Raw genomic sequence first — 20826 nt, 5'->3', positions numbered from 1 at the left:
CGGTGGCGCCGCCTGGCCGGCGCCACCGGCGGCCGGCGCTTCGCTGCCCCGCGGCACCGGCAGGTCGTCGGTCGCCGGCATGGCAAGTGCTGCGACCGGTGACGCCGCTGCCGGGGTCCTGCCATCGGCCGCAGCCGGCGCCTCCGGCATGCCGCCGGCATTGCTCACCACCTGGCGCACGCCGGCCGCGGCCTGCTGGGCTGCCGCATAGGCGACATCACCCCACAGGCCGTTCAGGCTGCCAGCCGGGATCTCGTTGAGCTGTGCCACACGGCCGAGCTCCTCGCCGTCACGGCGGGAGACGACCCAGATCAGCTCCACCCGCTGGCGGCCCGGCGCGACATTGACGAGCTGCACCAGCCCCTGCACGGCGAAATTGGCGCCCGAGGCGCTATCCGACACGACGAAGCCACGCTCGGTCAGGAACTCGATCATGCGCGCGGTCAGCGAGGTATTGCCGTCGCCCGGCGCGCCGGAGACCGGCACCACGCGCAGCCGCGGCGGCCCGCCGGAGGCCAGCGCCGCCGGGTTGGTCGCCTTGCGTGCCGCTTCGGCGCGCAGCATGAGCTCCGCGATGCGGGGCGCGGCGGCGGTCGCCGTGGTGCGCAGCGGCTCCTCCGCGCCTTCGGCCCAGGCCTGGATGGGCACCGGACGGCCATCGATCGCGCCCTGCTCGCGCCCATCGGCATCCACCAGGGCGAAGCGCGGCACCACATTGCCGCCCTGCCGGGCGGCCGCGACATTGACCCGCCAGTCGAGCGGCAGCGCCGCCGCGGCGACGGCCGGCACCTCGGCCGTGCGCAGCGCTTCGGCCAGCGCTTCCGCGAAGCGCCCCGAGGACGCGTTGTCCAGCATCGCCTCGGTCGGGCGCGGCACCGCGACGCGGGATCCCGGTGGCTGCGCGAGCTGCGCAGCAAGGCCGCCGGCATTGCCCCGGTACGGTTGCGGCAGGTCGCCGCAGGCGGCAAGCCCGCCAAGCAGCGCGAGAAGGAACAGTGGCCTCATGCGGAGTGGGCCACCGGCATCATGGTTAGTGTCAGCATGACGACGAACATCACCATATGGGGCATGAGTTCAACCCGCCCCGAGAGTGATGGCGGAAAGCTGATGCCCGATCGGGCCCTCGCCATTCAGGGTGCGGCGCCGATGGGAGAAGAAGCGCGCCGGGTCGGCCAAGGTGTCCTCCGGCGTCACCTCGGCGGCGACGCCGGCCGCGGCGAGCCGCGCCGCGCAGTAACCCGCCAGGTCGAACCGCCAGCGGCCCGGCCGCCCGCCGTTCGCGAAGAAGCACGCATCATCGGCGTCCCGCGCCAGCACCGCATCGCGCAGATCGGCCGCGACCTCGTAGGACGCCTGGCGGATGCAGGGGCCGATCGCGGCCCGGATGCGGGACCTTTCGGCGCCGAGCGTCTCCATAGCAGCGATCGTGGCTTCCAGCACGCCGGCGACGGCGCCGCGCCAGCCGGCATGGGCGGCGCCCACCACGCCTGCATCCGCATCGGCGAAGAGCACCGGCGCGCAATCCGCGGTGACGACCCCGATCGCGACACCGGCGCGCCGGGTCGCGATGGCATCCGCTTCCGGGGGCGCGGCCATGTCCCAGCCCTCGTCCAGCACCTGGCAGCGCGCGCCATGCACCTGCCTGACGGCGAAGAGCAGCGCACCGGCCAGGCCGAGCGCCGCCATGGCGCGGGCACGGTTCTCGTGCACGCGGGCGCCGTCATCGGCGCTGGAGAGCGAGCAGTTCAGGCTGGCGAAGCCGCCTTCGGAGATGCCGCCTTCCCGCGTGAAGAAGCCATGCGGCAGGGCAGCCAAGCTGGCGGCGGTAACGGGACGCACGGTCATGATTCGAATCCCGGCGGTATCGGGAGGGCGGCATCGCATACCGCCAGCGCCTTGAACAGCCGGCCCATGGCCTCCGGCGCCAGCAGCCGCTGGGCGGCGGAGAGCTGCGCCGCCGCTTGTGAAGGCCGGGCCCTTGCCAGGGCCGCGGCCCGGGTCGCGAGGCCGAGCCGCTGCAGGAACAACCCCTGCGGCAAGGGGCCATGGGCAGTGGCGCCCGCTTCCCGCGCTGCCGCGGCCAGTGCCGCGAAATCCACATGCGCGGTGATGTCGCGGCTGCCGGGCTCGGCCAGCGGATCGGCCGCCGCATGCGTCTGCATCGCCTGCAGCGTGTCGCCGAAACCGCCTGCCGCCGGGCCGTAATCGAGGATAAGCAGCGCCGTGCCGGGTCGGGCCGCGAGTGTGGCCACCACCGCCCGCGACATCTCACTCACCTCCTGCACCGCACCTTCCGACGCGGCTCCGGGCAGCGGCGGCGCGTCCAGCGCCGGATGCTCCAGGAAGGCGCCATCGGCGACGAAACGTTCCGCCCAGGCATCTCCGCGTCGGACGAATTGCCGGACCGGCAGCGCATCGAAGAACTCATTGGCCAGGATCAGCGCCGGGCCGGTCGGCAGGCTCGCGATCTCCTGATGCCAGATCACATCCGCGCCAAGCCGGGCGCGCTGCGCCTCCCGGAGGCGCGGCGAGGCCTCCACCAGATGCGGGCGCAGCGCCGCGCGGAACGCCGGCGCCACTTCGGCGATCGCGCGCAGCGCATCGGCCATGAGGGTACCACGGCCGGGGCCGAGCTCGGCCAGGATCACCGGATCGGGCCGACCCATCTGCTCCCAGACCACGGCGCACCAGAGGCCGAGGCACTCGCCGAAGGCCTGGCTGATCTCGGGGGCGGTAATGAAATCGCCCGCCGCGCCGAAGGGATCGCGCGTGGCGTAGTAGGCCGCCGTGGCGCGCGCCATGAAGGCGTCGAGACGCTCCATGAAGACGTCGGGGCGTTCCGCCGTCAGCGCGCCGCCTCCTCCGCCGCGACGGCCGGCACGGGCCTCGCGCGCAGCATCAGCCAGAGCCCGAACAGCACCATCGGCAGCGACAGCAACTGTCCCATGGTCGCGCCGGCGAAGAGGAAGCCGAGCTGCGCATCCGGCTGGCGGAAGAACTCGCCGACGATGCGCGCGACGCCGTAGCCCGCCAGGAAGGCGCCGCAGATGAAACCAGGCCGCGCCCTGACGCCCGGCCGCGCGATCAGGGCCAGCAGCAGCAGGAACAGCAGCAGGCCTTCCATCCCCGCCTGGTAGAGCTGCGACGGATGCCGCGGATCCGGGCCGGCACCGGGGAAGACCATCGCCCAGGGCACGTCGGGGGCGACGCGCCCCCAGAGCTCCCCGTTGATGAAGTTCGCCAGCCGCCCGAAGAACAGCCCGATCGGCACCACCGCCACCACCCGGTCGGTGAAGGCGAGGAAGGGCAGGCCGCGGTTGCGGCAGAACAGCACGGCCGCGATGATCACGCCCAGCATGCCGCCATGGAAGGACATGCCGCCGTGCCAGACGGCCAGCGCCTCCAGCGGATGCTCGATGTAGTAGCCGGGCCGGTAGAACAGCACGTAGCCGAGCCGTCCGCCGAGGATGATGCCGAGCGTCACCCAGGTGACGAAATCATCAAGCTCCTCGCGCGTCGCGACCCGGGGCGCGAGCGAGACGAGGCGCCGTGCGAGCTGCCAGCCCAGCAGGATGCCGGCGATATAGGCCAGCGCATACCAGCGGATGGCGAGCGGCCCGATCTGCACCAGCACCGGGTCGATGATCGGGAAGGGAATGGCAAGGAGCACGGGGCGATGGCCTCAGCGGTGCGGATCGGGCAGCGCCAGGAAATCGCGCACATAGCGCGCGACGCCGTCCTCTAGCCCGATGGTGTTGCGGTCGTAGCCGGCGGCGCGCAGCCGATCGAGGCGCGCCTCGGTGAAATACTGGTACTTGCCCTTCAGATCCTCGGGCATCGGCACGTAGCGGATGTCGGGCTGACGCCCAAGCGCGGCATAGATCGCGCGGACCAGGTCCTCGAAGCTGCGGGCCTTTCCGGCGCCGACATTGAACAGCCCGGAAGCACCGGGATGATCGAGCAGCCAGAGCGCCACGCCGACCACGTCGTCCACATGCACAAAATCGCGCATCTGCCCGCCATCGGCGATGTCCGGACGGTCGGAGGCGAAGAGGGTCGCCGCCTCCCCCTTGGCGATCTGCGCATATTTATGCGCGACCACGCTCTGCATGCGGCCCTTGTGGTACTCGTTCGGCCCGTAGACGTTGAAGAAGCGCAAGCCCGCCCATTGCGGCGGCGCCGGCTGGCCGCGTTCGAGCATCTGCGCGACGCGCCGGTCGAAGGCGAGCTTCGACCAGCCATAGAGGTTGAGCGGCCGGAGCTGCGCCAGCGCCTGCGGCGCCGGGTCGTCATCGAAGCCAAGGGCGCCGTCGCCATAGGTCGCGGCGGAGGAGGCGTAGATGAAGGGGATGCCCCGCCGCGCGCACCAGGACCAGAGGTCGAGGGAGAGCGTCAGGTTGCTCGCCGCCACCAGATCGCCGTCGGTGACGGTGGTGTCGCTGATCGCGCCCATGTGGAACACCGCCTCGATCGGCGGCGTGGTGGCGAGCCAGGCGGCGAGCGCGTCCGGATGCACGATGCCCGCGATGGTGTGCTTGGCGAGGTTGCGCCATTTCTCGCGCCCGGGCTCGCCCTGGCGCAGGCGATCGGCCACCATGACCTCCGCGCCGCGCGCCGTGAGCGCGGCGACCAGGTTGGAGCCGATGAAACCGGCACCACCGGTGACCAGATACATGAAGACCACCCCCGCCGGGCGCGTTATGCGCCGGCGCGGTATAGGGCGCCCGTGGCGCCAAGGGAATGGAGAGGCGGGATGGCCGAAGGCAAGGGCGAGGGCACGACGGGCAGCGAGGGCGGGCGCCGACGCTCCCTGTTCGACGATCTGGCCGGGGTGGCGGGCGGCGCCTTCTCGGCGATCGCCGGCATGCGGGCGGAGGTCGAAGCCATGGCCCGCGCCCAGGTCGAGGCCATGGTCCAGCGCCTGGAACTGGTCCGGCGCGAGGATCTGGACGCCGCCATGGAGGTCGCCCGCCGCGCCCGGGAGGGCGAGGAGGCCCTGGCCGCCAAGGTCGAGGCCCTGGAGGCCAGGCTCGCCGCGCTGGAGGCCAAGCCCGACGGCGGCGTCGGCCGGCCGGAAGACGCCTGACCTTCCTCCAAGGCTTCGAAGGGCCAGGGTCACGCGGCCGCAGGCCGCCAATAGTTCCTGCGGAGCGAGGCGAAGCCGATGCTCCGGGGCCGCGAAGGCGGCCCCGCGCACGACCGACAGCTGCGCCGGGGCAGACCCGACAGCGCGAAAGCCAAGCACGCGGATGCGTGCGCCTGAGGCCCAAAAACCGTCAGATCAGGGCCACCTTGCTTCCGGCGGCAGCGACATCAGGATCGCTTCGACATTGCCGCCGGTCTTCAGGCCAAAGATCGTGCCGCGGTCGTAGAGCAGGTTGAACTCCGCGTAGCGGCCCCGCCGGATCAGTTGATGCTCCCGCTCCTCGGCGGTCCAGGTCTCGTGCATGCGCCGGCGGATGATGGCGGCATAGGTCGCCCGGAAGGCCTCGCCCACGTCGCGGGTGAAGGCAAAATCGGCGGCCCGGTCGCCGCTATCGAGGTAATCGTAGAAAATTCCTCCCAAACCGCGGGTCTCGCCCCGGTGCGGGAGGAAGAAATACTCATCGCACCATTGCTTGAAACGCGGGTAGTAGCTGGGGTCATGGGCGTCGCAGGCGGTCTTGAAGCCGGTATGGAAGGCCGCGGCGTCCTCCAGCGAATGCGGCGCCGTCAGGTCCATCGGCGTGATGTCGCCGCCGCCGCCGAACCAGGACTTCGTGGTGACGATGAAGCGCGTGTTCATGTGCGCCGCCGGCACGAGCGGGCTGCGCATATGCGCGACCAGCGAGATGCCGGTCGCCAGGAAGCGCGGATCCGCCTCCGCGCCCGGGATCTGCTTGCGGAACTCCGGCGAGAACTCCCCGGAGACGGTGGAGACGTTCACCCCCACCTTCTCGAAGACCCGCCCGCGCATCACCGACATCACCCCGCCACCCCCACCCGGCCGGTCCCAGGTGCTGCGCTCGAAGCGCCCGGCGGGAAGGCGGGCATGCGGGCCGGAGGCCAAGGCATCCTCGATCGTCTCGAACTCGGCGCAGATGCGGTCGCGCAGCCCTTCGAACCAGGCGCGGGCCGGCGCGACATCGGGATGGCCGGCGGGGCCAGCTCGATCCTGGGTGATTTCGGGCATGAGGTATCCTTCATTCACGGCTGCGACCCGCCGGCGCGGATTGCCACTCCGCGCCGCCCGCCCTTATAAGCGGGCGGCGCAAGGATGGCAGCGCGCGGCGACGCGCGCGCGTCGTCACGGGCGCAGAGCTGCGTCGTGATGGATGGACGGCCCCGGCCAATCAGCCGGTCCGGGGACCGGAAAGGGACGAGAGATGGCCGATACGGCGACCAACCCCGGAGCTGAGCATGGCGATGGCGGCAACCGCCGTGACTTTCTGAAGCTCACCGCCGGCGCCTTCGCCGCCGTGGGCACCGGTGCCATCGCCTGGCCCTTCATCTCCTCCATGAACCCGGCGCGGGACGTGCTGGCGCTGGCCAGCACCGATGTGGAGCTCGGCCCGATCGCGGTCGGCCAGGCGATCACCGTGGTCTGGCGCGGCAAGCCAGTCTTCGTCCGCCGCCGCACCGCGCAGGAGATCGAGGCTGCGCGCAACGTGAACCTCTCCGAACTGCGCGATCCCCAGCCCGACCAGGCCCGGGTGCAGAAGGATGAGTGGCTGGTGGTGATCGGCATCTGCACGCATCTCGGCTGCGTCCCGCTCGGTCAGAAGCCGACCGATGAGCGTGGCGAGTATGGTGGCTGGTTCTGCCCCTGCCACGGCAGCGCCTACGACACCTCCGGCCGCATCCGGCGGGGTCCGGCGCCGCTGAACCTGGCGGTGCCGGGCTACAGCTTTTCGTCCGACACCAAGATCCGCATCGGCTGAGGGGCGCACCGGCGATGTCTATCGGTCTGCACAAGAGCGATTTCAAGAACCCGGTGGTGCGCTGGATCGACAGCCGCATGCCGATCTTCACCATGATGCAGAAGGAGTACGGGACGTTCCCGACGCCCCGGAACTTCAACTACTTCTGGAACTTCGGCGCGCTCGCCATGGTCAACCTGGTGATCATGATCGCGACCGGCATCTTCCTGGCGATGAACTACACGCCGCACACCAGCATGGCCTTCGACAGCGTCGAGCGCATCATGCGCGACGTGAACTACGGCTGGCTGCTGCGCTACGTGCACGCCAACGGCGCCTCGATGTTCTTCATCGTGGTCTACATCCATATCTGGCGCGGCATGTTCTACGGCTCCTACAAGGCGCCGCGCGAGCTGCTCTGGATTCTGGGCGTCGTCATCTTCCTGCTGATGATGGCCACCGCCTTCATGGGCTACGTGCTGCCCTGGGGGCAGATGTCCTTCTGGGGCGCCACCGTCATCACCAACCTCTTCTCGGCCTTCCCGGTGGTCGGCGAGCACATCGTGACGCTGCTCTGGGGCGGCTTCAGCGTCGACAACCCGACGCTCAACCGCTTCTTCAGCCTCCACTACCTGCTGCCCTTCGTGATCGTCGGCGTGGTCTTCCTCCACATCGCGGCGCTGCACATCACGGGGTCCAACAACCCGCTCGGCATCGATCCGAAGGGTCCGCAGGACACCATCCCCTTCCACCCCTACTACACCGCGAAGGACAGCGTCGGCATCGTCGTCTACCTGATGGTCTTCGCGGTGCTGGTCTTCTTCGCACCGAACTATCTCGGCCATCCCGACAACTACATCCCGGCCAATCCGCTGGTGACGCCCGCGCATATCGTGCCGGAATGGTATTTCCTGCCCTTCTACGCGATCCTGCGCGCGGTCCCGGACAAGCTCGGCGGCGTGCTGATGATGTTCGGCGCCATCGCGGTGCTCTTCGTCCTGCCCTGGCTCGACGGCTCGCCGGTGCGCTCCATGCGCTTCCGCCCGCTGGCGCGCATCGCCTTCTTCCTCTGGACGATCGCCTTCGGCGTGCTGCTCTGGGCCGGCGGCAAGCCCGCCGAGGGCACCTACGTGCTGATCGCGCGCCTCGCGACCGTCTATTACTTCGCGTATTTCCTGGTGATCCTGCCGCTGCTCGGCCGGCTGGAGCGGCCGCTGCCGCTGCCCGAGAGCATCGCGACGCCGGTCCTGCGCGGTGGAGGGCCCTTGCCGGCCGGGGCCGCCAATTCGCCGATGGAGAAGGCCTGACCATGAAGATCCTCAAGGCCCTCGCCGTCCTCGGCGCGCTGGTCAGCCTTGCCCCCGCCGCCCGCGCGGCGGAGGGCGCGGTCGAGCTGCCGCATACGCGCTTCAGCTTCGACGGCATCTTCGGCACCTTCGACCGCGCCGCCGCCCAGCGTGGCTTCCAGGTCTACAAGGAGGTCTGCTCCGCCTGCCACAGCATGCGGCTGCTCTCCTATCGCAACCTGCGCGAGATCGGCCTCTCCGAGGCGCAGGTCCAGGCGATCGCCGCGACGGTCGAGGTGCAGGACGGCCCCAACGACGAAGGCCAGATGTTCGCCCGTCCCGGCCGCGCCTCCGATCGTTTCCACAGCCCCTTCGCCAATGAAGCGGCGGCGCGTGCCGCGAATAACGGCGCCCTGCCGCCCGACTTCTCTGTCATCGCGAAGGCGCGGGAAGGCGGCGCCCGCTACCTGCACGCGCTGCTCACCGGCTATGCCGATGCGCCGGCCGGCTTCAACCTCGGCCAGGGCATGAACTACAACCGCTACTTCCCCGGCCACCAGATCGCCATGGCGCCGCCGCTGAACGAAGGCCAGGTCACCTTCGCGGACCAGACGCCCGCGACCGTCGAGCAGATGGCGCATGACGTCGCGACCTTCCTGGCCTGGGCCGCCGAGCCGGAGCTGGAGGAGCGCCGCCAGATGGGTGTGAAGATCATCCTCTTCCTCGCCGTGCTGGGCGTGCTGGCCTATGGCGTGAAGCGCCGGGTCTGGGCCGACCTGCACTGACATCGGCGGGCCGAAGGCCCGCCCCTGGATCCATCAAGAAGGAAGGGCGGCACGAATGCGCCGCCCTTTTTCTTTGCCGCGGCGCTCAGCGCCGCGGAGCGGGCGCGGCCGGCTCCCGCACCGCGCCGGTCACCGGATCGGGCGGCGGCAGCGCCGTGCCGCGCGGCCCGAACGGCGTGCTGCGCGCGCCGTCCTCGCAGGCGGCGAGCAGCAGGAGGCCGAGAAATAGAAAGCAACGCATGCAGAGCTCCGAGGGGAATCCGGAGCCCGAGAAGGCGCGCGGGACGCCGCCGCGTCAAGCGGCGCCGGGCCGGTCAGATCGGCGGCAGCACCCCGTCCTTGCCGACCGTCACGCGGCTGGCCGACAGCCGGCCGTCCTCGCCCCTGACGGCATTGATGAACACGACCGTGCCCGGGGCAAGGTCGGCGGGGCTGGCCGGGATCGGCATCACCAGCGCCGTCTGCGGCGTGATCCGCACCCGCACGCTGCGCCCGAAGATGTTCAGCGTCACGACGCGGTCGTCACGGCTTTCCATGATCGCCTCGACCGCACCGTTGTTCATGGAGGTATTGGGCGCCAGGTCCCAGGCCTCCTGCACCTCCCGGATGCGCTGGCCCGGTGGCAGCACCGTGATCGCGACGGCGCGCAGCTCGTCATCCGGGCCGGGTTCGGCGACGACGCCGAGCGAACTGCCGTTCGTGATCTCCGGCAGCGCCACCCGCCGCAATGCGACGACCGTCAGCGGCTCCGTCAGGGTCACCACGGCGCGGCCGCCGTCGCGGGTCGCGACGGTCAGCAGATTGCCTTCCCGCGTGACGATGGTGCCGCGCACCCGCGACGGAGCCGCGCCCTGCGCGCGTGCAGCGGTGAGCCGCGAGGCGGAAGCCCCGAGCAAGGCCCCGGCCCCGAGGGCGGCGCGACGGGTGAGGATCGGCATGGCTGTGGCCTCCGGTTATCCGCCGCGGCGGGCATTCGCCACTCGACATGGGCGTCTGGCGCCGGCCGCCAAGGGGCGGGGCACCATCAAGGTTGATCCTGAGCCTCCCATCCGCTAGCCCCTGCGCCGCAGATCGCCGCCCAGCGCATCCCGGAGACCTTTCCCATGACTGCCGACCCCACGCTGCGCGAACCCGTCATTGGCCTGATCGGCGGTTCCGGCCTCTATGACATCGATGGGCTCGAGGAACGGGAATGGCGGCGCGTCGACACGCCCTGGGGCGAGCCCTCGGATGAGCTGCTGTTCGGCCGCCTCGCCGGCGTGCGCTGCGTCTTCCTGCCGCGCCACGGCCGCGGGCACCGCACCCCGCCTTCCGCGCTGAACTATCGCGCCAATATCGATGCGTTGAAGCGCAGCGGCGTCACCGAGATCATCTCGCTCAGCGCCGTCGGCTCCCTGCGGGAGGATCTGGCGCCGGGCCATTTCGTCATCGTCGACCAGTTCATCGACCGCACCTTCGCCCGCGAGAAGAGCTTCTTCGGCCCCGGCTGCGTCGCGCATGTGTCGGTCGCGCACCCGGTCTGCCCGCGCCTGGGCGATGCCCTGGAAGCGGCGGCGCGCGGCCTCTCGCTGCCGGTGACGCGTGGTGGCACCTACCTCGTCATGGAAGGCCCGCAGTTCAGCACCAAGGCGGAAAGCCTGCTCTACCGGAGCTGGGGCTGCAGCGTGATCGGCATGACCAACATGCCGGAGGCCAAGCTCGCCCGCGAGGCGGAGCTCTGCTACGCGACCGTCGCCATGGTCACCGATTTCGACTGCTGGCATCCCGACCATGACGCGGTGACGGTCGACCAGGTGGTGAAGGTGCTCTTCTCCAATGCCGACAATGCGCGATCGCTGGTGAAGGCGGTAATCCCGGCGCTCGGCGTGCCGCGCGGCCCCTGCCCGGCGGGCTGCGACCGCGCCCTGGAATACGCTGTCATCACCGCGCCGGAGAAGCGCGACCCGGCGTTGGTCGCAAAACTCGATGTTGTCGCAGGCCGCGTTCTGAACGCGGCCTGATATAGGGCCTCAGACGCCGGCGGCGTCATTTCTCGTCCTCAGGCGCCGGCGCCGGCATCCGCCGGCTTGGCTTGCGCGCCGTCAGGGCGCGCTGGCGACAACGGCCGGTCGCGCGCGGGGCCGCTTCGCGGCCCCGGAGCATCGGCTTCGCCTCGCTCCGCAGAAGCCAGTGGCGGCCTGCGGCCGCTTGGCTTTCGTCGCGCTGCCTGTCCTATCCCAGATGCTTGGCGAAGAAGCGCAGTGTCCGTTCCTGCGCGCGGTTGGCGTCGGCTTCCACGTAGCTGCCGCGCTGCTCGCAGCCGAAGCCGTGCCCGGCCTCCGGATAGACATAGACCTCGACATCCGGCTGCGCGGCGCGGATCGCCTGCACGTCGGTCATCGGGATCGATGCGTCCTTCTCCCCGAAATGGAGCTGCACCGGGCAGCGCGCCACCTCCTCCTTCGCCGCGGCGATGCCGCCGCCGTACCAGCCGACCGCGGCCGCGAAGGCGCTGCTGCGGGTGGCGCCATGCCAGGCGACGGTGCCGCCCCAGCAATAGCCGACGATGCCGCGCTTCACGCCCGCCGGCAGCGCCCCGGCGGCGGCCAGGATATCGAGCAGGGCGGCACCCTCGCTGACGCCGGCCCTGAGGTCGCGCCCGCGCTTCACGTCGGCGGGCTCGTAGCCGAGCTCGACGCCGCGCTCGACGCGGTCGAAGAGGGCGGGGCAGATCACCCGGTACCCTTCGGCGGCGAAGGAATCAGAAACCCGGCGCATATGGCTGTTCACGCCGAAGATCTCCTGCACGATGACCAGGGCGCGCTTGGCGTCCTCCGGCCCGGCCACATAGGCGCCGAGGCGGTGGCCATCGGCGGCGGTGAGTTCGGTCATCATGGTGCGCGTTCCCTTGCTTCCCTGGGCTACGGTATCCTCCCCCGATGGCCGAGATCGTCAACCTGAACCGTGTGAAGAAGGCGAAAGCCCGGGCGGAGGCGGAGAAGACCGCCGCGGCGAACCGGATCAAGCACGGCCGCACCAAGGCCGAACGCGCGAAGGACGCGGCGGAGGAAGCGCGGCGCCGCGCCCTGCTGGACGGCGCCAGGCTCGATCCGCCAGAGGACTGAACGAAGGCGTTAGACGTTGAAGCGGAACAGCATTACGTCGCCATCCTTCACGACGTATTCCTTGCCTTCCACCTTCATCTTGCCGGCTTCCTTGGCGCCCTGCTCGCCGCGATAGGCGATGTAGTCGTCATAGGCGATGGTCTCGGCGGCGATGAAGCCGCGCTCGAAATCGCCGTGGATCACGCCGGCGGCCTGCGGCGCCTTCATGCCCTTGGTGATCGTCCAAGCCCGCGCTTCCTTGGGCCCGCAGGTGAAATAGGTGATCAGGCCGAGCAGCCCGTAGCCGGCGCGGATGATGCGATCGAGCCCGCTGTCCTCGAGCCCGAGCGAGCTCAGGAACTCGACGCGGTCCTCGCCGCCCATCTGGCTGATCTCGGCCTCGATCGCCGCCGAGACGATCACCGCCCGGGCGCCCTCCGCCTCGGCGCGGGCGAAGACGCGGGCGGAATGGGCATTGCCGGTCGCGGCCTCGCTCTCGCCGACGTTGCAGACATAGAGCACCGGCTTGGTGGTCATGAGCTGCAGCTTCGCCGCTGCCGCCTCCTCACCCTTCGGCACCGCGGTGCGTGCCGGCCGGCCGGCCTGCAGCGCCGCCAGCATCGGCTCGATCAGCGTCATCTGCGCCGCCGCTTCCTTGTCGCCGCCGCGGGCGCGCTTGGTGAGTCCGACCGCGCGTTTCTCCAGCCCGTCCAGGTCGGCGAGCATCAACTCGGTCTCGACTGTCTCGGCGTCGCGGATCGGGTCGACGCTGCCCTCGACATGGGTGATGTCGCCATCCTCGAAGCAGCGCAGCACATGGACGATCGCGTCCACCTCCCGGATATTCGCCAGGAACTGGTTGCCGAGGCCCTCGCCCTTCGACGCGCCGCGCACCAGCCCCGCGATGTCGACGAATTCCAGGCTGGTCGGCACCGTCTTCTGGCTGCGCCCGATCTCGGTCAGCTTGTCGAGGCGCGGATCCGGCACCGCGACGCGGCCGACATTCGGCTCGATGGTGCAGAAGGGGTAGTTCGCCGCCTGCGCCGCGGCCGTCTGGGTCAGCGCGTTGAAGAGCGTGGACTTGCCGACATTCGGCAGCCCCACGATGCCGCAGTTGAAGCCCATCTCACTCCGCTCCTTCGAGTGCCGCGGCGATCGCCTGCGCCATGCTCTCCGCCGCCACACGGGCAGAGGCGTCGTCCGACCGGAAGGCCAGCGCCGCGGCGCGCAACAGCGGCGCGACGGCGGCGGCGTTCATGCCCATGCGCTTGGCCACGTCGCGAATACGCGCGACCCTGGCCGCGTCGTCCGCCATCGCCATGGCCTCCGCCGCTTCCAGCGCCAGCGCGGCGCGGGCGGCGGCCTCGGCCACCGTGCCCATGGCGCCTCGGGTGCGGCGGACATCGCCCGCCTCGCCACCCGGCAGCGGCACCAGCGCATTGCGCAGTGCGGCGGCCGCGGTGGCCAGCGCCTCCGCTTCCCGCACCAGGCCGGCGGCCAGCGCCGCGGCGCCCAGCGCCAGGCTCTCGGGGCCGGGGCCACCGAAGGCGAAATCGTCGTCTTCCATCACTTCGGCTCCTGCGTGAGTAAGGCGACGCGCGTCATGAAATCCTCGGGCTTGCCGGATGCGAGCAGGGGCGCGGCGTCGGCGACGGCATCCAGCAACGGCTCCACCCAGGTGTCCACCTTGGCGAAATTGCCGAGCACGTGCCCGTGCACCTTCTCCTTCATGCCGGGATGCCCGATGCCGAGCCGGACCCGCCAGTAATCGGGCGTACCGAGCGCGCGCTGCATGTCGCGCAGGCCATTATGCCCCGCGACCCCGCCGCCCATCTTCACCCGCACCTTGCCGGGTGCGAGGTCGAGCTCGTCATGGAAGGCCCAGATGTCGGCGGGCGCGATCTTGTGGAAGGCGGCGGCCGGCTGCACGGAATCGCCCGAGCCGTTCATGTAGGTCTGCGGCTTCAGCGCCAGGATCTTCACCCCGCCGATGCTGCCTTCGGCGATCTCGCCCTTGTAGCGCTTGCGCCAGGGGCCGAAGCCGTGCCGGCGGGCGATGGCGTCGATCGCCATGAAACCGATATTATGGCGCTGCCGTGCGTGCTCGGCGCCCGGATTGCCCAAGCCGACCCAGAGCAGCACCGGCAGTGTTCCTTCGAGCAAAGCCCCGGCGCGTCGCCGCGCCGGGGCATGTCACGTCACTTCTTCTTGGCGGCCGGGGCGGGGGCCGCGGCCTTGCCGCCGGCCTTCTGCTTGGTCGCCTCGGGCACTTCCGGCGCGGCCGGGGCCACGATCTCAGCCTCGGTGGTCGGCGGCGCGATGGTCGCGACCACGAAGTCGCGGTCGGCGATCGTCGGCTTGGTGCCGAAGGCGTCCTTCACCGAGGACCAGCGCAGGCTGTCGCCGATCCCGGTGGCACCGAGGTCGATCTCGAACCGCTCCGGCACCGCGTCGGGGTCGGCATAGACCTCGAGCTCGCGGCGCACGACGTTCAGCACGCCGCCGGCCTTGAGGCCCGGGGCGCTCGCCTCGTTCTCGAAATGCACGGGGACCTTGACGCGGATGCGCGCGCCGGGCGCCAGGCGCTGGAAGTCCACATGGATCGGTCGGTCGGTGACCGGGTGGAACTGCACGTCGCGCATCAGGGTGCGCACCGCGGCGCCGCCCTTCACCGCGACCTCATAAAGGTGCGACTGCCAGCCGCCCTTCTGCAGTTCCTTCATGATGTCGCGCGGGTCGAGGGCGACCAGCGTCGCCTCCTGCTTCGCGCCGTAGATGACGGCGGGCACCAGCCCACCACGCCGGGTCGCACGCGCCGCCCCCTTACCGGCCCGCTCGCGCGCCTCGGCCTCGATCCGGATCGTCTGGACCATGCCAAAACTCCTTCGGGTTGTGTGTGCCGCCGCAATGTTGCGGAAACGGCAAGCGCCGGCCTCCAGGGGTGCCGGCGCAGGCCGGGTGCATAGGCGAAGCCGGCCCCGGATGCAACCGCATGCCGCTTGACCCGGTAACGGGGCGGTCCCGTAACATGTCGGATGCCCTTCGAACAAATGGCCCTCCTCTTCGGAATCGTCGTCGTGGGCGGCTGGGTACTGGGTATCGCGGGCTTCATCCGGGCCGGGCGGGCGCTGCGGCTGGCCGATGCCGCGGCCGCGGAACTGGGCCGGCTACGGGCAGAGCTCGCGGTGCTGCGCACCGGCGCCCCGGCCCCGCCGCCGGCCGTGCCGGAGCCCGAGACCCCACCGCCAGAGCCGGTTCCGGATGCCGCGCCGGCCGAGGCCGCCGCTGAGCCGGCCCCGGTCGAGATGGCGGAGGCGGTCGCCACGGCACCGGCGGAGCCCCTGCCGGATGTCCCGGCACCCCCGCCCGCCCCACCCGGCAAGAGCCTGGAGGAGGTGCTGGCCCTCAACTGGGGCGTCTGGCTCGGCGCCGGGGCGTTGCTGCTCGCCGGTCTCTTCCTGATCCGCTACGCGGTCGAGGAGGGCTGGCTCGGCCCCGCTGCCCGCACCACGCTCGCGGCGCTGCTCGGCCTGGCGCTGATCATGGCGGGCGAATGGCTCGCCCGCCGCCCGCCGCGCGGCAGCCTGCCGGACCACGCGCCGGCCGCACTCGCCGCCGGCGGCGTCTCGATCCTGTTCGGGGCGGCCTATGCGGCCGCCAGCCTCTATGCGCTGCTGCCGCCCATCCTCGGCTTCGCCGCCATGGCGCTGGCCGCCTTGGCCGGGCTGCTGCTGTCGCTGCGGCGGGGGCAGCTCGTCGCCGCCATCGGGCTGGTCGGCGCCTTCGCCTCGCCGATGCTGGTCGAGACCCCGAACCCCTCCGCCTTCGGCCTCTTCGCCTATCTGCTGGCGGTGACCGGAGCGGCCATGGCCGTGGTGCGCGCCACCGCCTGGGGCTGGCTCGGCTGGGCCGCCAGCCTGTTTGGCGCGATCTACGTCATCGGCGGCAGCCTGAGCGACGTCACCGGGCTGGAAGCCTGGGCGCCGGCGCTGTTTGTGCCGCTCGCGGTCGCGCTGCACCTGGCGCTGCTGCCGGGCGTGGCGCTGGACACGCCGCTCGGGCGGCTGCTGGCGCATCTGCCGGTGATCGCGCTCGGGCTCGCGCTGATGCCGGCCGTGCTGGGCTACGCCATCTTGCCGGCGCCGGTCGGCCTGCTGCTGCTCTCGCCCGTCGTGCTGCTGCGGGTGCGGGCGGAGCCGCGCCTGGCCTGGCTGCCGGCGCTCGCGGCCGGGCTCGGGCTGATCGCGCTGCATCTCTGGGCCGTGCCCAGCTGGGTTGCGACCGCCGAAGCGGTGATCGCCGGTGGCTCGGTGCAGGCGGTGTTCCCGGGCGCGCTCGCGCCGGAGGTGCTGCATCCCTACCTCTCCGTCGCCTTGGCGCTCGCGCTGTTGCACTTGCTCGCCGGGCTGTGGCTGGAGGCGCGGGCACCACATGGCCTGCGCTTCGCAGGGCTCGCCGCCGCGGTGCCGCTGCTGGCGTTGGCCATCGCCTATGGGCGGGTGCGCGGCTTCGCGGTGGATCAGGGCTGGGCCGCGGTGGCACTGTTGCTGGCCGCGATCCTCACCGCCGCCGCCGCACGGGCCGGACGCCAGGACGCGCCGCTCCGCGCCGGTGCGCATGCGGCCGGCGCCACCGCGGCGCTGGCGCTGATGGCCGCGATGCTGCTGCGGGAGCATTGGCTCAGCCTCGCCGTCTCGCTGCTGCTGCCGCCGCTCGCCGTCATTGCCCAGCGCAGCGGGCTGCGCGCGCTGCGCGGGATCGCACTCGCGGTGGCTACCGTTGTGCTGGTGCGGCTGCTGCTGAATGAAGCGGTGCTGGGCTACGGCTTCGGCACGGCGCCGGTGCTGAACGCGCTCTGGCTCGCCTATGGCGTGCCGGCGCTGGCCTTCTGGATGGCGGCGGCGATCTTCCGCCGCGACGGCGGCGAAGACATGACGGTGTCGGCGCTGGAAGCCGGAGCCGTCGCTCTGACCACCGGCCTGGTGATGCTGCAGATCCGGCACGCGTCGCACGGCGGCGCGCTGGACAGCGGCGCCTGGCCCTTCCTGGAGGCCGCCCTGCAGGTCAGCGCCCTGGCGCTGCTCGCCGGCGCCGCGCTGCTGCTCGCGCGCCAGGGGCGGCAGGCCATGGGATGGGCGTGGCGGGTGCTCGGCGTCCTGGCGATGGTGTTCGGCATCGTGTTGTTGGTGATCAATCCCTGGTTCGAACCGGCGCCGGTCGGCGCGACGCCGATCGTCAACGCGCTGCTGCCGGCCTATCTGCTGCCCGGCCTGCTCGCGGGCATCGCCGTCGTGTGGCTGCCCGAGGTCGCGGCCCGCCCAGCACTGCGGCGGCTGCTCGGGCTCTATGCGCTGGCGGCGGTCTTCGCCTTCATCACCCTCTCGGTGCGCCACGCCTTCCAGGGCAGCCTGCTCGCCAAGGGCACGGCGGAGGAAGCGGAGCTCTACAGCTACTCGGGCGCCTGGATCCTGTTCGGCGCCGCGTTGATCTGGGGCGGCATCCGCGCCGCCTCCGGCGTGCTGCGGCAGGCCGGGCTGCTGCTGATCGCGCTGGCGACGCTGAAGGTGTTCGTCGTGGACATGGACGCGCTGGTCGGCCTCTGGCGCGTGCTGTCCTTCCTGGGCCTCGGCCTGGCGCTGATCGGCCTCGGGGCGGTGTACCGGCGCTTCGTGGTAAGGCGTGATCCCGGAGAGGGCGCCGCCCTCTCGAGATCTCTCCCGCCAGCAGCAGATGCTCCTGGCGGGTGAGGTCCGGGGAGGGCGAAGCCCTTCCCGGGGACGGCGCCTCACCCCAAGGACGCCGGTTCCACCGCCCAGACCGCGCCGCCATTCGCGGGGGGGGCGCACCAGATCGGCAGGGCGTTCGGCGTGCGGACGTTGGGCTCGTGGCCGAAGGCCAGGCGCAGCGCGCGGAACAGCGCGCCATGGGCCACGACCAGCACCGGCGCCGGCAGGGCCGTCGCGCGGTTGATGGCGGCGACCGCGCGCGCCAGCAGCCCGCGGAAGGTCTCGGCACCATCCGGCGTGAACCCGCCTGCGATCCAGTCGTCGTACCAGTCGCCCATTGGCTGGCCTTCCTCGGTGCCGAAGGAGACCTCCATCAGGTCGTCATCGGTCGAGAGCGGCAGATGCAGCGCCTGGTTCACGATCTCCGCCGTGCGCAGCGCGCGCGACAGCGGGGAGGAGACGATGGTGGCGATGCCGCGCCCCTTCAGTGCTGCCGCGGCGCGCTCCGCCTGCAGCAGCCCGACCTCGTTCAGCGGAATGTCGGTCCGCCCCTGGGAACGGCCCTCGGCGTTCCAGTCCGTCTCGCCGTGGCGGAGGAACCAGAAGGGGATCGGGTTGAGGCGCGGCATCATCAGGCAGCGAGCCCTTCCTGTTCGAGGGCGCGCTTCACCGCCGGGCGCGCCAGCATGCGCTGGAGATGGGCTGCGAGGCGCGGCGGCAAGGTCATGCCGGAGCGCTTGGCCGCCCAGTACTCGACGAAGAACAGCGCCGCGTCCGCCACCGAATAGCCGGAGGGCAGCACCCAGTCGCCTTCGTTCCAATGCGCGTCGACCAGCGAGAAATACTTATCCGCGGCGGCCTTGCCGGTCTCGACGACCTTCGGGATGTCGGCCTCGGTCGGCGTGAAGTTGGCCGGCCGGAACTGGCGGGTGAAGCCATAGGGATGGATGGTGCCGGTGAAATAGGCCATCGCCTCGCCGGCGCGGATCTCGCCCTCCAGATCCGTGGGGATCAGCTTGGCATCCGGATTGGTCTTGGCGAGCCAGGTGGCGATGACCGGGAATTCAGTGAGCACCGAGCCGTCCTCGCGCCGCAGCGCCGGGACCTTCGACTTCGGGTTCACGCTCATGTAGTCGGGCTTGTACTGCGCCCCTTCCTTCATGTTGACCAGCGACAGCTCGTAGGGCTTGCCGATCTCTTCCAGGACGATGTGGATGCCGACCGAACAGGCGCCGGGCGAGTAGTAGAGCGTGTTGGGCATGGGGGATCCTCCGCGACGCGGAGGACGCTAGACCGGTTTCGCGCCGGCGGCCATCCGGCGGCAGCCGCTGCCCCAGGTCCTCAGCAGAACAGGGAGGAAACGCTGGTCTCGTCGCTGATGCGCTTCATCGCCTCGGCGAGCAGGGGCGCGATGGTGAGCTGGCGGATGTTGCGGGACACGCGCACCGCTTCGGTCGCCATGATGCTGTCGGTGACCGTCATGTTCTCGATCGGCGCCGCGCCGATGCGCGCGACCGCGCCGCCCGAGAAGACGCCGTGGGTCACGTAGACGCCGGCGGACTTGGCGCCGTTCTTCAGGAGCGCCTCGGCGGCGTTGCAGAGGGTGCCGCCGGAATCGACGATATCGTCTACCAGCAGGCAGTGCCGGCCCTCGACCTCGCCGATCACGTTCATGACCTCGGAGACGCCGGCCCGGGGGCGGCGCTTGTCGACGATCGCGAGATCGACATTGAGGCGGCTGGCGATGGCGCGGGCGCGGACCACGCCGCCGACATCCGGGGAGACGATCATCAGCTCCCGCCCGGCATAGCGTTCCTGGATGTCGCGGGAGAAGAGCGGCGCCGAGAAGAGGTTGTCCACGGGGATGTCGAAGAAGCCCTGGATCTGGGCGGCGTGCAGATCCATGGTCAGCACGCGGTTGGCGCCGGCGGCGGTGATCAGGTTCGCGACCAGCTTGGCGCTGATCGGCGTGCGGCTGCCCGATTTCCGGTCCTGCCGGGCATAGCCGTAATAGGGGATCACCGCGGTGATGCGCCGCGCCGAGGCGCGCTTCAGCGCATCGAGGGTGATCAGCAGCTCCATCAGGTTGTCGTTCGCCGGGAAGCAGGTGCTCTGGATGACGAAGACGTCCTCGCCGCGCACGTTCTCATGGATCTCGACGAAGACCTCCATGTCGGCGAAGCGGCGGACGGAGGCATTGGTCAGCGGCAGGTGCAGCGCGGCGGCGACCGCCTCGGCCAGGGGGCGGTTGCTGTTGCAGGCCACGATCTTCATGCGGGAAGGCTCCGTCGCCGGCGGGAGGGGAGGGATGCGGGGCGCCGGGTCCATAGCAACGTGACCGAATTGTGTAAATCATGGGCCGGGCCATGTCCCGCGGGAATGAGCTATCCGTTCCTTGCATGAACGCGAAGCGCTTGCATGAACGGGGCGAACATGGCGAAGTCGTTCCGCCTGCGGGAGAAATGGCCATGCTGCGCCGCGCCGTCCTTGCCGCCCTGTTGCTGCCCGTGCTGCCGCGCCCGGCGGCCGCGCAGACCACGCAGTTCCGTGATGCGCAGGGGCGCGTCACCGGCCGCGCCGAAACCCGGGGGACCACCACGACCTACTACGATCCCCAGGGGCGGATGCTCGGCCGCAGCGAACGCAGCGGCGGGATCACCCGCCACTATGACGCCCAGGGCCGCGGCCTTGGCCGCAGCGAGGAGCGGGGCGGCGCCACCTACACCTATGATGCCCAGAACCGCGGCACCGGGCGCGCCGAGCGGCGCGGCGGTACCATCACCCGCTACGACGCCCAGGGACGCAGCACGGAGCGCGCCGAGCGGCGGGGCGGCACTACCACCTATTACGACGCGCAAGGGCGCAGCACCGGCCGCGCCGACGGCCCGGCGCAGCCCTTCGGCCGCTGATGCGCCTACCGCCGCCCGAGCGCATGGCGCGGATCGCGCTGATCGCCGCCGCCATCGCGGCGGTGGTGCAGGTGGTCGTCGCCCTCTCCGGCTGATCTCTTGCCGCTGAGCCGGCGGGCCGCCAGTCTTCGCATGACG

The 20826-nt window shown here is 71.1% G+C and carries 24 protein-coding genes; 8 read left to right on the top strand and 16 right to left on the bottom strand.

All coding sequences use genetic code 11. The annotated features are described in order from the left end of the window. From GXW71_RS23245 to rfaD, 5 genes are all read right to left on the bottom strand, one after another. On the bottom strand, positions 1-1005 hold a 1005-nt coding region (locus tag GXW71_RS23245), incomplete at its 3' end, for a hypothetical protein (protein ID WP_211855075.1). A 69-nt stretch (positions 1006-1074) separates the two neighbouring features. After that, on the bottom strand, positions 1075-1845 hold the full coding sequence (gene pgeF / locus GXW71_RS23240; RefSeq protein ID WP_211855074.1) for a peptidoglycan editing factor PgeF: 771 nt from the start codon (positions 1843-1845) through the stop codon (positions 1075-1077). Beyond that, the gene (locus tag GXW71_RS23235; protein ID WP_211855073.1) at positions 1842-2822 is read right to left on the bottom strand and encodes a class I SAM-dependent methyltransferase; all 981 of its coding nucleotides are present in this window, start codon (positions 2820-2822) and stop codon (positions 1842-1844) included. The genes pgeF and GXW71_RS23235 overlap by 4 nt, the downstream gene beginning before the upstream one ends. A gap of 23 nt (positions 2823-2845) precedes the next feature. Then, on the bottom strand, positions 2846-3670 hold the full coding sequence (gene lgt, locus GXW71_RS23230; RefSeq protein WP_211855072.1) for a prolipoprotein diacylglyceryl transferase: 825 nt from the start codon (positions 3668-3670) through the stop codon (positions 2846-2848). Positions 3671-3682: 12 nt separating this feature from the next. Continuing rightward, positions 3683-4675 (bottom strand): ADP-glyceromanno-heptose 6-epimerase, encoded by a 993-nt coding sequence (rfaD, locus tag GXW71_RS23225; protein WP_211855071.1) that lies wholly within the window; start codon positions 4673-4675, stop codon positions 3683-3685. 78 nt (positions 4676-4753) lie between these two features. Here rfaD and GXW71_RS23220 point away from each other — a divergent pair, with 78 nt between their 5' ends. Then, positions 4754-5086, top strand: coding sequence for an accessory factor UbiK family protein (locus GXW71_RS23220; RefSeq protein ID WP_211855070.1), 333 nt, complete (start codon positions 4754-4756; stop codon positions 5084-5086). A 195-nt stretch (positions 5087-5281) separates the two neighbouring features. On the opposite strand, the gene hemF is transcribed toward GXW71_RS23220, so the two are convergent. Next, on the bottom strand, positions 5282-6172 hold the full coding sequence (gene hemF / locus GXW71_RS23215; protein ID WP_211855069.1) for an oxygen-dependent coproporphyrinogen oxidase: 891 nt from the start codon (positions 6170-6172) through the stop codon (positions 5282-5284). Between the two features lie 193 nt (positions 6173-6365). On the opposite strand from hemF, the gene petA reads away from it, so the two are divergent. From petA to GXW71_RS23200, 3 genes are read left to right on the top strand one after another with little or no spacing between them, the layout of a single operon-like run. Next, the gene (gene petA, locus GXW71_RS23210) at positions 6366-6920 is read left to right on the top strand and encodes a ubiquinol-cytochrome c reductase iron-sulfur subunit (protein WP_211855068.1); all 555 of its coding nucleotides are present in this window, start codon (positions 6366-6368) and stop codon (positions 6918-6920) included. A 14-nt stretch (positions 6921-6934) separates the two neighbouring features. Beyond that, positions 6935-8206 carry a cytochrome b gene (locus tag GXW71_RS23205; RefSeq protein ID WP_211855067.1) on the top strand — a complete coding sequence of 424 codons (1272 nt, stop codon included), beginning with the start codon at positions 6935-6937 and terminating at the stop codon, positions 8204-8206. Between the two features lie 2 nt (positions 8207-8208). Further along, on the top strand, positions 8209-8970 hold the full coding sequence (locus tag GXW71_RS23200) for a cytochrome c1 (RefSeq protein ID WP_211855066.1): 762 nt from the start codon (positions 8209-8211) through the stop codon (positions 8968-8970). Between the two features lie 85 nt (positions 8971-9055). On the opposite strand, the gene GXW71_RS23195 is transcribed toward GXW71_RS23200, so the two are convergent. Together GXW71_RS23195 and GXW71_RS23190 are read right to left on the bottom strand one after the other, a co-directional pair. After that, positions 9056-9211, bottom strand: coding sequence for a hypothetical protein (locus GXW71_RS23195; RefSeq protein WP_211855065.1), 156 nt, complete (start codon positions 9209-9211; stop codon positions 9056-9058). A gap of 73 nt (positions 9212-9284) precedes the next feature. Beyond that, positions 9285-9908 carry a hypothetical protein gene (locus GXW71_RS23190; protein WP_211855064.1) on the bottom strand — a complete coding sequence of 208 codons (624 nt, stop codon included), beginning with the start codon at positions 9906-9908 and terminating at the stop codon, positions 9285-9287. A 165-nt stretch (positions 9909-10073) separates the two neighbouring features. On the opposite strand from GXW71_RS23190, the gene GXW71_RS23185 reads away from it, so the two are divergent. Next, positions 10074-10970 carry an S-methyl-5'-thioadenosine phosphorylase gene (locus GXW71_RS23185; protein ID WP_211855063.1) on the top strand — a complete coding sequence of 299 codons (897 nt, stop codon included), beginning with the start codon at positions 10074-10076 and terminating at the stop codon, positions 10968-10970. 211 nt (positions 10971-11181) lie between these two features. On the opposite strand, the gene GXW71_RS23180 is transcribed toward GXW71_RS23185, so the two are convergent. Further along, complete coding sequence (locus tag GXW71_RS23180; protein ID WP_211855062.1) at positions 11182-11844, bottom strand: dienelactone hydrolase family protein; 663 nt, start codon at positions 11842-11844, stop codon at positions 11182-11184. Between the two features lie 44 nt (positions 11845-11888). On the opposite strand from GXW71_RS23180, the gene GXW71_RS23175 reads away from it, so the two are divergent. Next, on the top strand, positions 11889-12074 hold the full coding sequence (locus GXW71_RS23175; RefSeq protein ID WP_211855061.1) for a DUF4169 family protein: 186 nt from the start codon (positions 11889-11891) through the stop codon (positions 12072-12074). 9 nt (positions 12075-12083) lie between these two features. Here GXW71_RS23175 and ychF read toward each other — a convergent pair whose 3' ends face one another. The 4 genes from ychF to GXW71_RS23155 are packed head-to-tail and all read right to left on the bottom strand — an operon-like array spanning position 12084 to position 14926. Then, the gene (ychF, locus tag GXW71_RS23170) at positions 12084-13178 is read right to left on the bottom strand and encodes a redox-regulated ATPase YchF (RefSeq protein ID WP_211855060.1); all 1095 of its coding nucleotides are present in this window, start codon (positions 13176-13178) and stop codon (positions 12084-12086) included. Position 13179: 1 nt separating this feature from the next. Continuing rightward, on the bottom strand, positions 13180-13620 hold the full coding sequence (locus GXW71_RS23165) for a hypothetical protein (protein ID WP_211855059.1): 441 nt from the start codon (positions 13618-13620) through the stop codon (positions 13180-13182). Beyond that, on the bottom strand, positions 13620-14195 hold the full coding sequence (gene pth / locus GXW71_RS23160) for an aminoacyl-tRNA hydrolase (RefSeq protein WP_211855058.1): 576 nt from the start codon (positions 14193-14195) through the stop codon (positions 13620-13622). The genes GXW71_RS23165 and pth overlap by 1 nt, the downstream gene beginning before the upstream one ends. Positions 14196-14251: 56 nt before the next feature. Then, on the bottom strand, positions 14252-14926 hold the full coding sequence (locus tag GXW71_RS23155) for a 50S ribosomal protein L25/general stress protein Ctc (RefSeq protein ID WP_211855057.1): 675 nt from the start codon (positions 14924-14926) through the stop codon (positions 14252-14254). 177 nt (positions 14927-15103) lie between these two features. On the opposite strand from GXW71_RS23155, the gene GXW71_RS23150 reads away from it, so the two are divergent. Then, entirely contained in the window at positions 15104-17800 is a 2697-nt protein-coding gene (locus tag GXW71_RS23150) for a DUF2339 domain-containing protein (protein ID WP_211855056.1), read from the top strand. A 38-nt stretch (positions 17801-17838) separates the two neighbouring features. Here the strand turns inward: GXW71_RS23150 and GXW71_RS23145 are convergent, their stop codons facing one another. The 3 genes from GXW71_RS23145 to GXW71_RS23135 all read right to left on the bottom strand — a co-directional run bounded on the left by GXW71_RS23145 (position 17839) and on the right by GXW71_RS23135 (position 20053). Further along, on the bottom strand, positions 17839-18408 hold the full coding sequence (locus tag GXW71_RS23145; protein WP_211855080.1) for a histidine phosphatase family protein: 570 nt from the start codon (positions 18406-18408) through the stop codon (positions 17839-17841). 2 nt (positions 18409-18410) lie between these two features. After that, on the bottom strand, positions 18411-19040 hold the full coding sequence (locus tag GXW71_RS23140) for a glutathione S-transferase family protein (protein ID WP_211855055.1): 630 nt from the start codon (positions 19038-19040) through the stop codon (positions 18411-18413). A gap of 80 nt (positions 19041-19120) precedes the next feature. Then, a complete protein-coding gene (locus GXW71_RS23135; protein WP_211855054.1) occupies positions 19121-20053 on the bottom strand; it encodes a ribose-phosphate pyrophosphokinase in 933 nt (310 codons plus the stop codon). A gap of 194 nt (positions 20054-20247) precedes the next feature. Between GXW71_RS23135 and GXW71_RS23130 the strand changes: the two genes are divergently transcribed. Beyond that, positions 20248-20688 (top strand): hypothetical protein, encoded by a 441-nt coding sequence (locus GXW71_RS23130; protein WP_211855053.1) that lies wholly within the window; start codon positions 20248-20250, stop codon positions 20686-20688. Positions 20689-20826: the final 138 nt, after the last annotated feature.

It is taken from the genome of Plastoroseomonas hellenica, assembly GCF_018129085.1.
Classification (GTDB): Bacteria; Pseudomonadota; Alphaproteobacteria; order Acetobacterales; family Acetobacteraceae; genus Plastoroseomonas; species Plastoroseomonas hellenica.
Note: the sequence above shows the minus strand (reverse complement) of the source record. Positions and strands in the feature narration are given on the sequence as shown.

Coding starts and splice junctions, on each gene's coding strand:
- pgeF (WP_211855074.1), bottom strand. CDS start 1,845: ATGACCGTGCGTCCCGTTACCGCCGCCAGCTTGGCTGCCCTGCCGCAT.
- GXW71_RS23235 (WP_211855073.1), bottom strand. CDS start 2,822: ATGGAGCGTCTCGACGCCTTCATGGCGCGCGCCACGGCGGCCTACTAC.
- rfaD (WP_211855071.1), bottom strand. CDS start 4,675: ATGTATCTGGTCACCGGTGGTGCCGGTTTCATCGGCTCCAACCTGGTC.
- GXW71_RS23220 (WP_211855070.1), top strand. CDS start 4,754: ATGGCCGAAGGCAAGGGCGAGGGCACGACGGGCAGCGAGGGCGGGCGC.
- hemF (WP_211855069.1), bottom strand. CDS start 6,172: ATGCCCGAAATCACCCAGGATCGAGCTGGCCCCGCCGGCCATCCCGAT.
- petA (WP_211855068.1), top strand. CDS start 6,366: ATGGCCGATACGGCGACCAACCCCGGAGCTGAGCATGGCGATGGCGGC.
- GXW71_RS23205 (WP_211855067.1), top strand. CDS start 6,935: ATGTCTATCGGTCTGCACAAGAGCGATTTCAAGAACCCGGTGGTGCGC.
- GXW71_RS23200 (WP_211855066.1), top strand. CDS start 8,209: ATGAAGATCCTCAAGGCCCTCGCCGTCCTCGGCGCGCTGGTCAGCCTT.
- GXW71_RS23195 (WP_211855065.1), bottom strand. CDS start 9,211: ATGCGTTGCTTTCTATTTCTCGGCCTCCTGCTGCTCGCCGCCTGCGAG.
- GXW71_RS23190 (WP_211855064.1), bottom strand. CDS start 9,908: ATGCCGATCCTCACCCGTCGCGCCGCCCTCGGGGCCGGGGCCTTGCTC.
- GXW71_RS23185 (WP_211855063.1), top strand. CDS start 10,074: ATGACTGCCGACCCCACGCTGCGCGAACCCGTCATTGGCCTGATCGGC.
- GXW71_RS23180 (WP_211855062.1), bottom strand. CDS start 11,844: ATGATGACCGAACTCACCGCCGCCGATGGCCACCGCCTCGGCGCCTAT.
- GXW71_RS23175 (WP_211855061.1), top strand. CDS start 11,889: ATGGCCGAGATCGTCAACCTGAACCGTGTGAAGAAGGCGAAAGCCCGG.
- ychF (WP_211855060.1), bottom strand. CDS start 13,178: ATGGGCTTCAACTGCGGCATCGTGGGGCTGCCGAATGTCGGCAAGTCC.
- GXW71_RS23165 (WP_211855059.1), bottom strand. CDS start 13,620: ATGGAAGACGACGATTTCGCCTTCGGTGGCCCCGGCCCCGAGAGCCTG.
- GXW71_RS23155 (WP_211855057.1), bottom strand. CDS start 14,926: ATGGTCCAGACGATCCGGATCGAGGCCGAGGCGCGCGAGCGGGCCGGT.
- GXW71_RS23150 (WP_211855056.1), top strand. CDS start 15,104: ATGGCCCTCCTCTTCGGAATCGTCGTCGTGGGCGGCTGGGTACTGGGT.
- GXW71_RS23145 (WP_211855080.1), bottom strand. CDS start 18,408: ATGCCGCGCCTCAACCCGATCCCCTTCTGGTTCCTCCGCCACGGCGAG.
- GXW71_RS23140 (WP_211855055.1), bottom strand. CDS start 19,040: ATGCCCAACACGCTCTACTACTCGCCCGGCGCCTGTTCGGTCGGCATC.
- GXW71_RS23135 (WP_211855054.1), bottom strand. CDS start 20,053: ATGAAGATCGTGGCCTGCAACAGCAACCGCCCCCTGGCCGAGGCGGTC.
- GXW71_RS23130 (WP_211855053.1), top strand. CDS start 20,248: ATGCTGCGCCGCGCCGTCCTTGCCGCCCTGTTGCTGCCCGTGCTGCCG.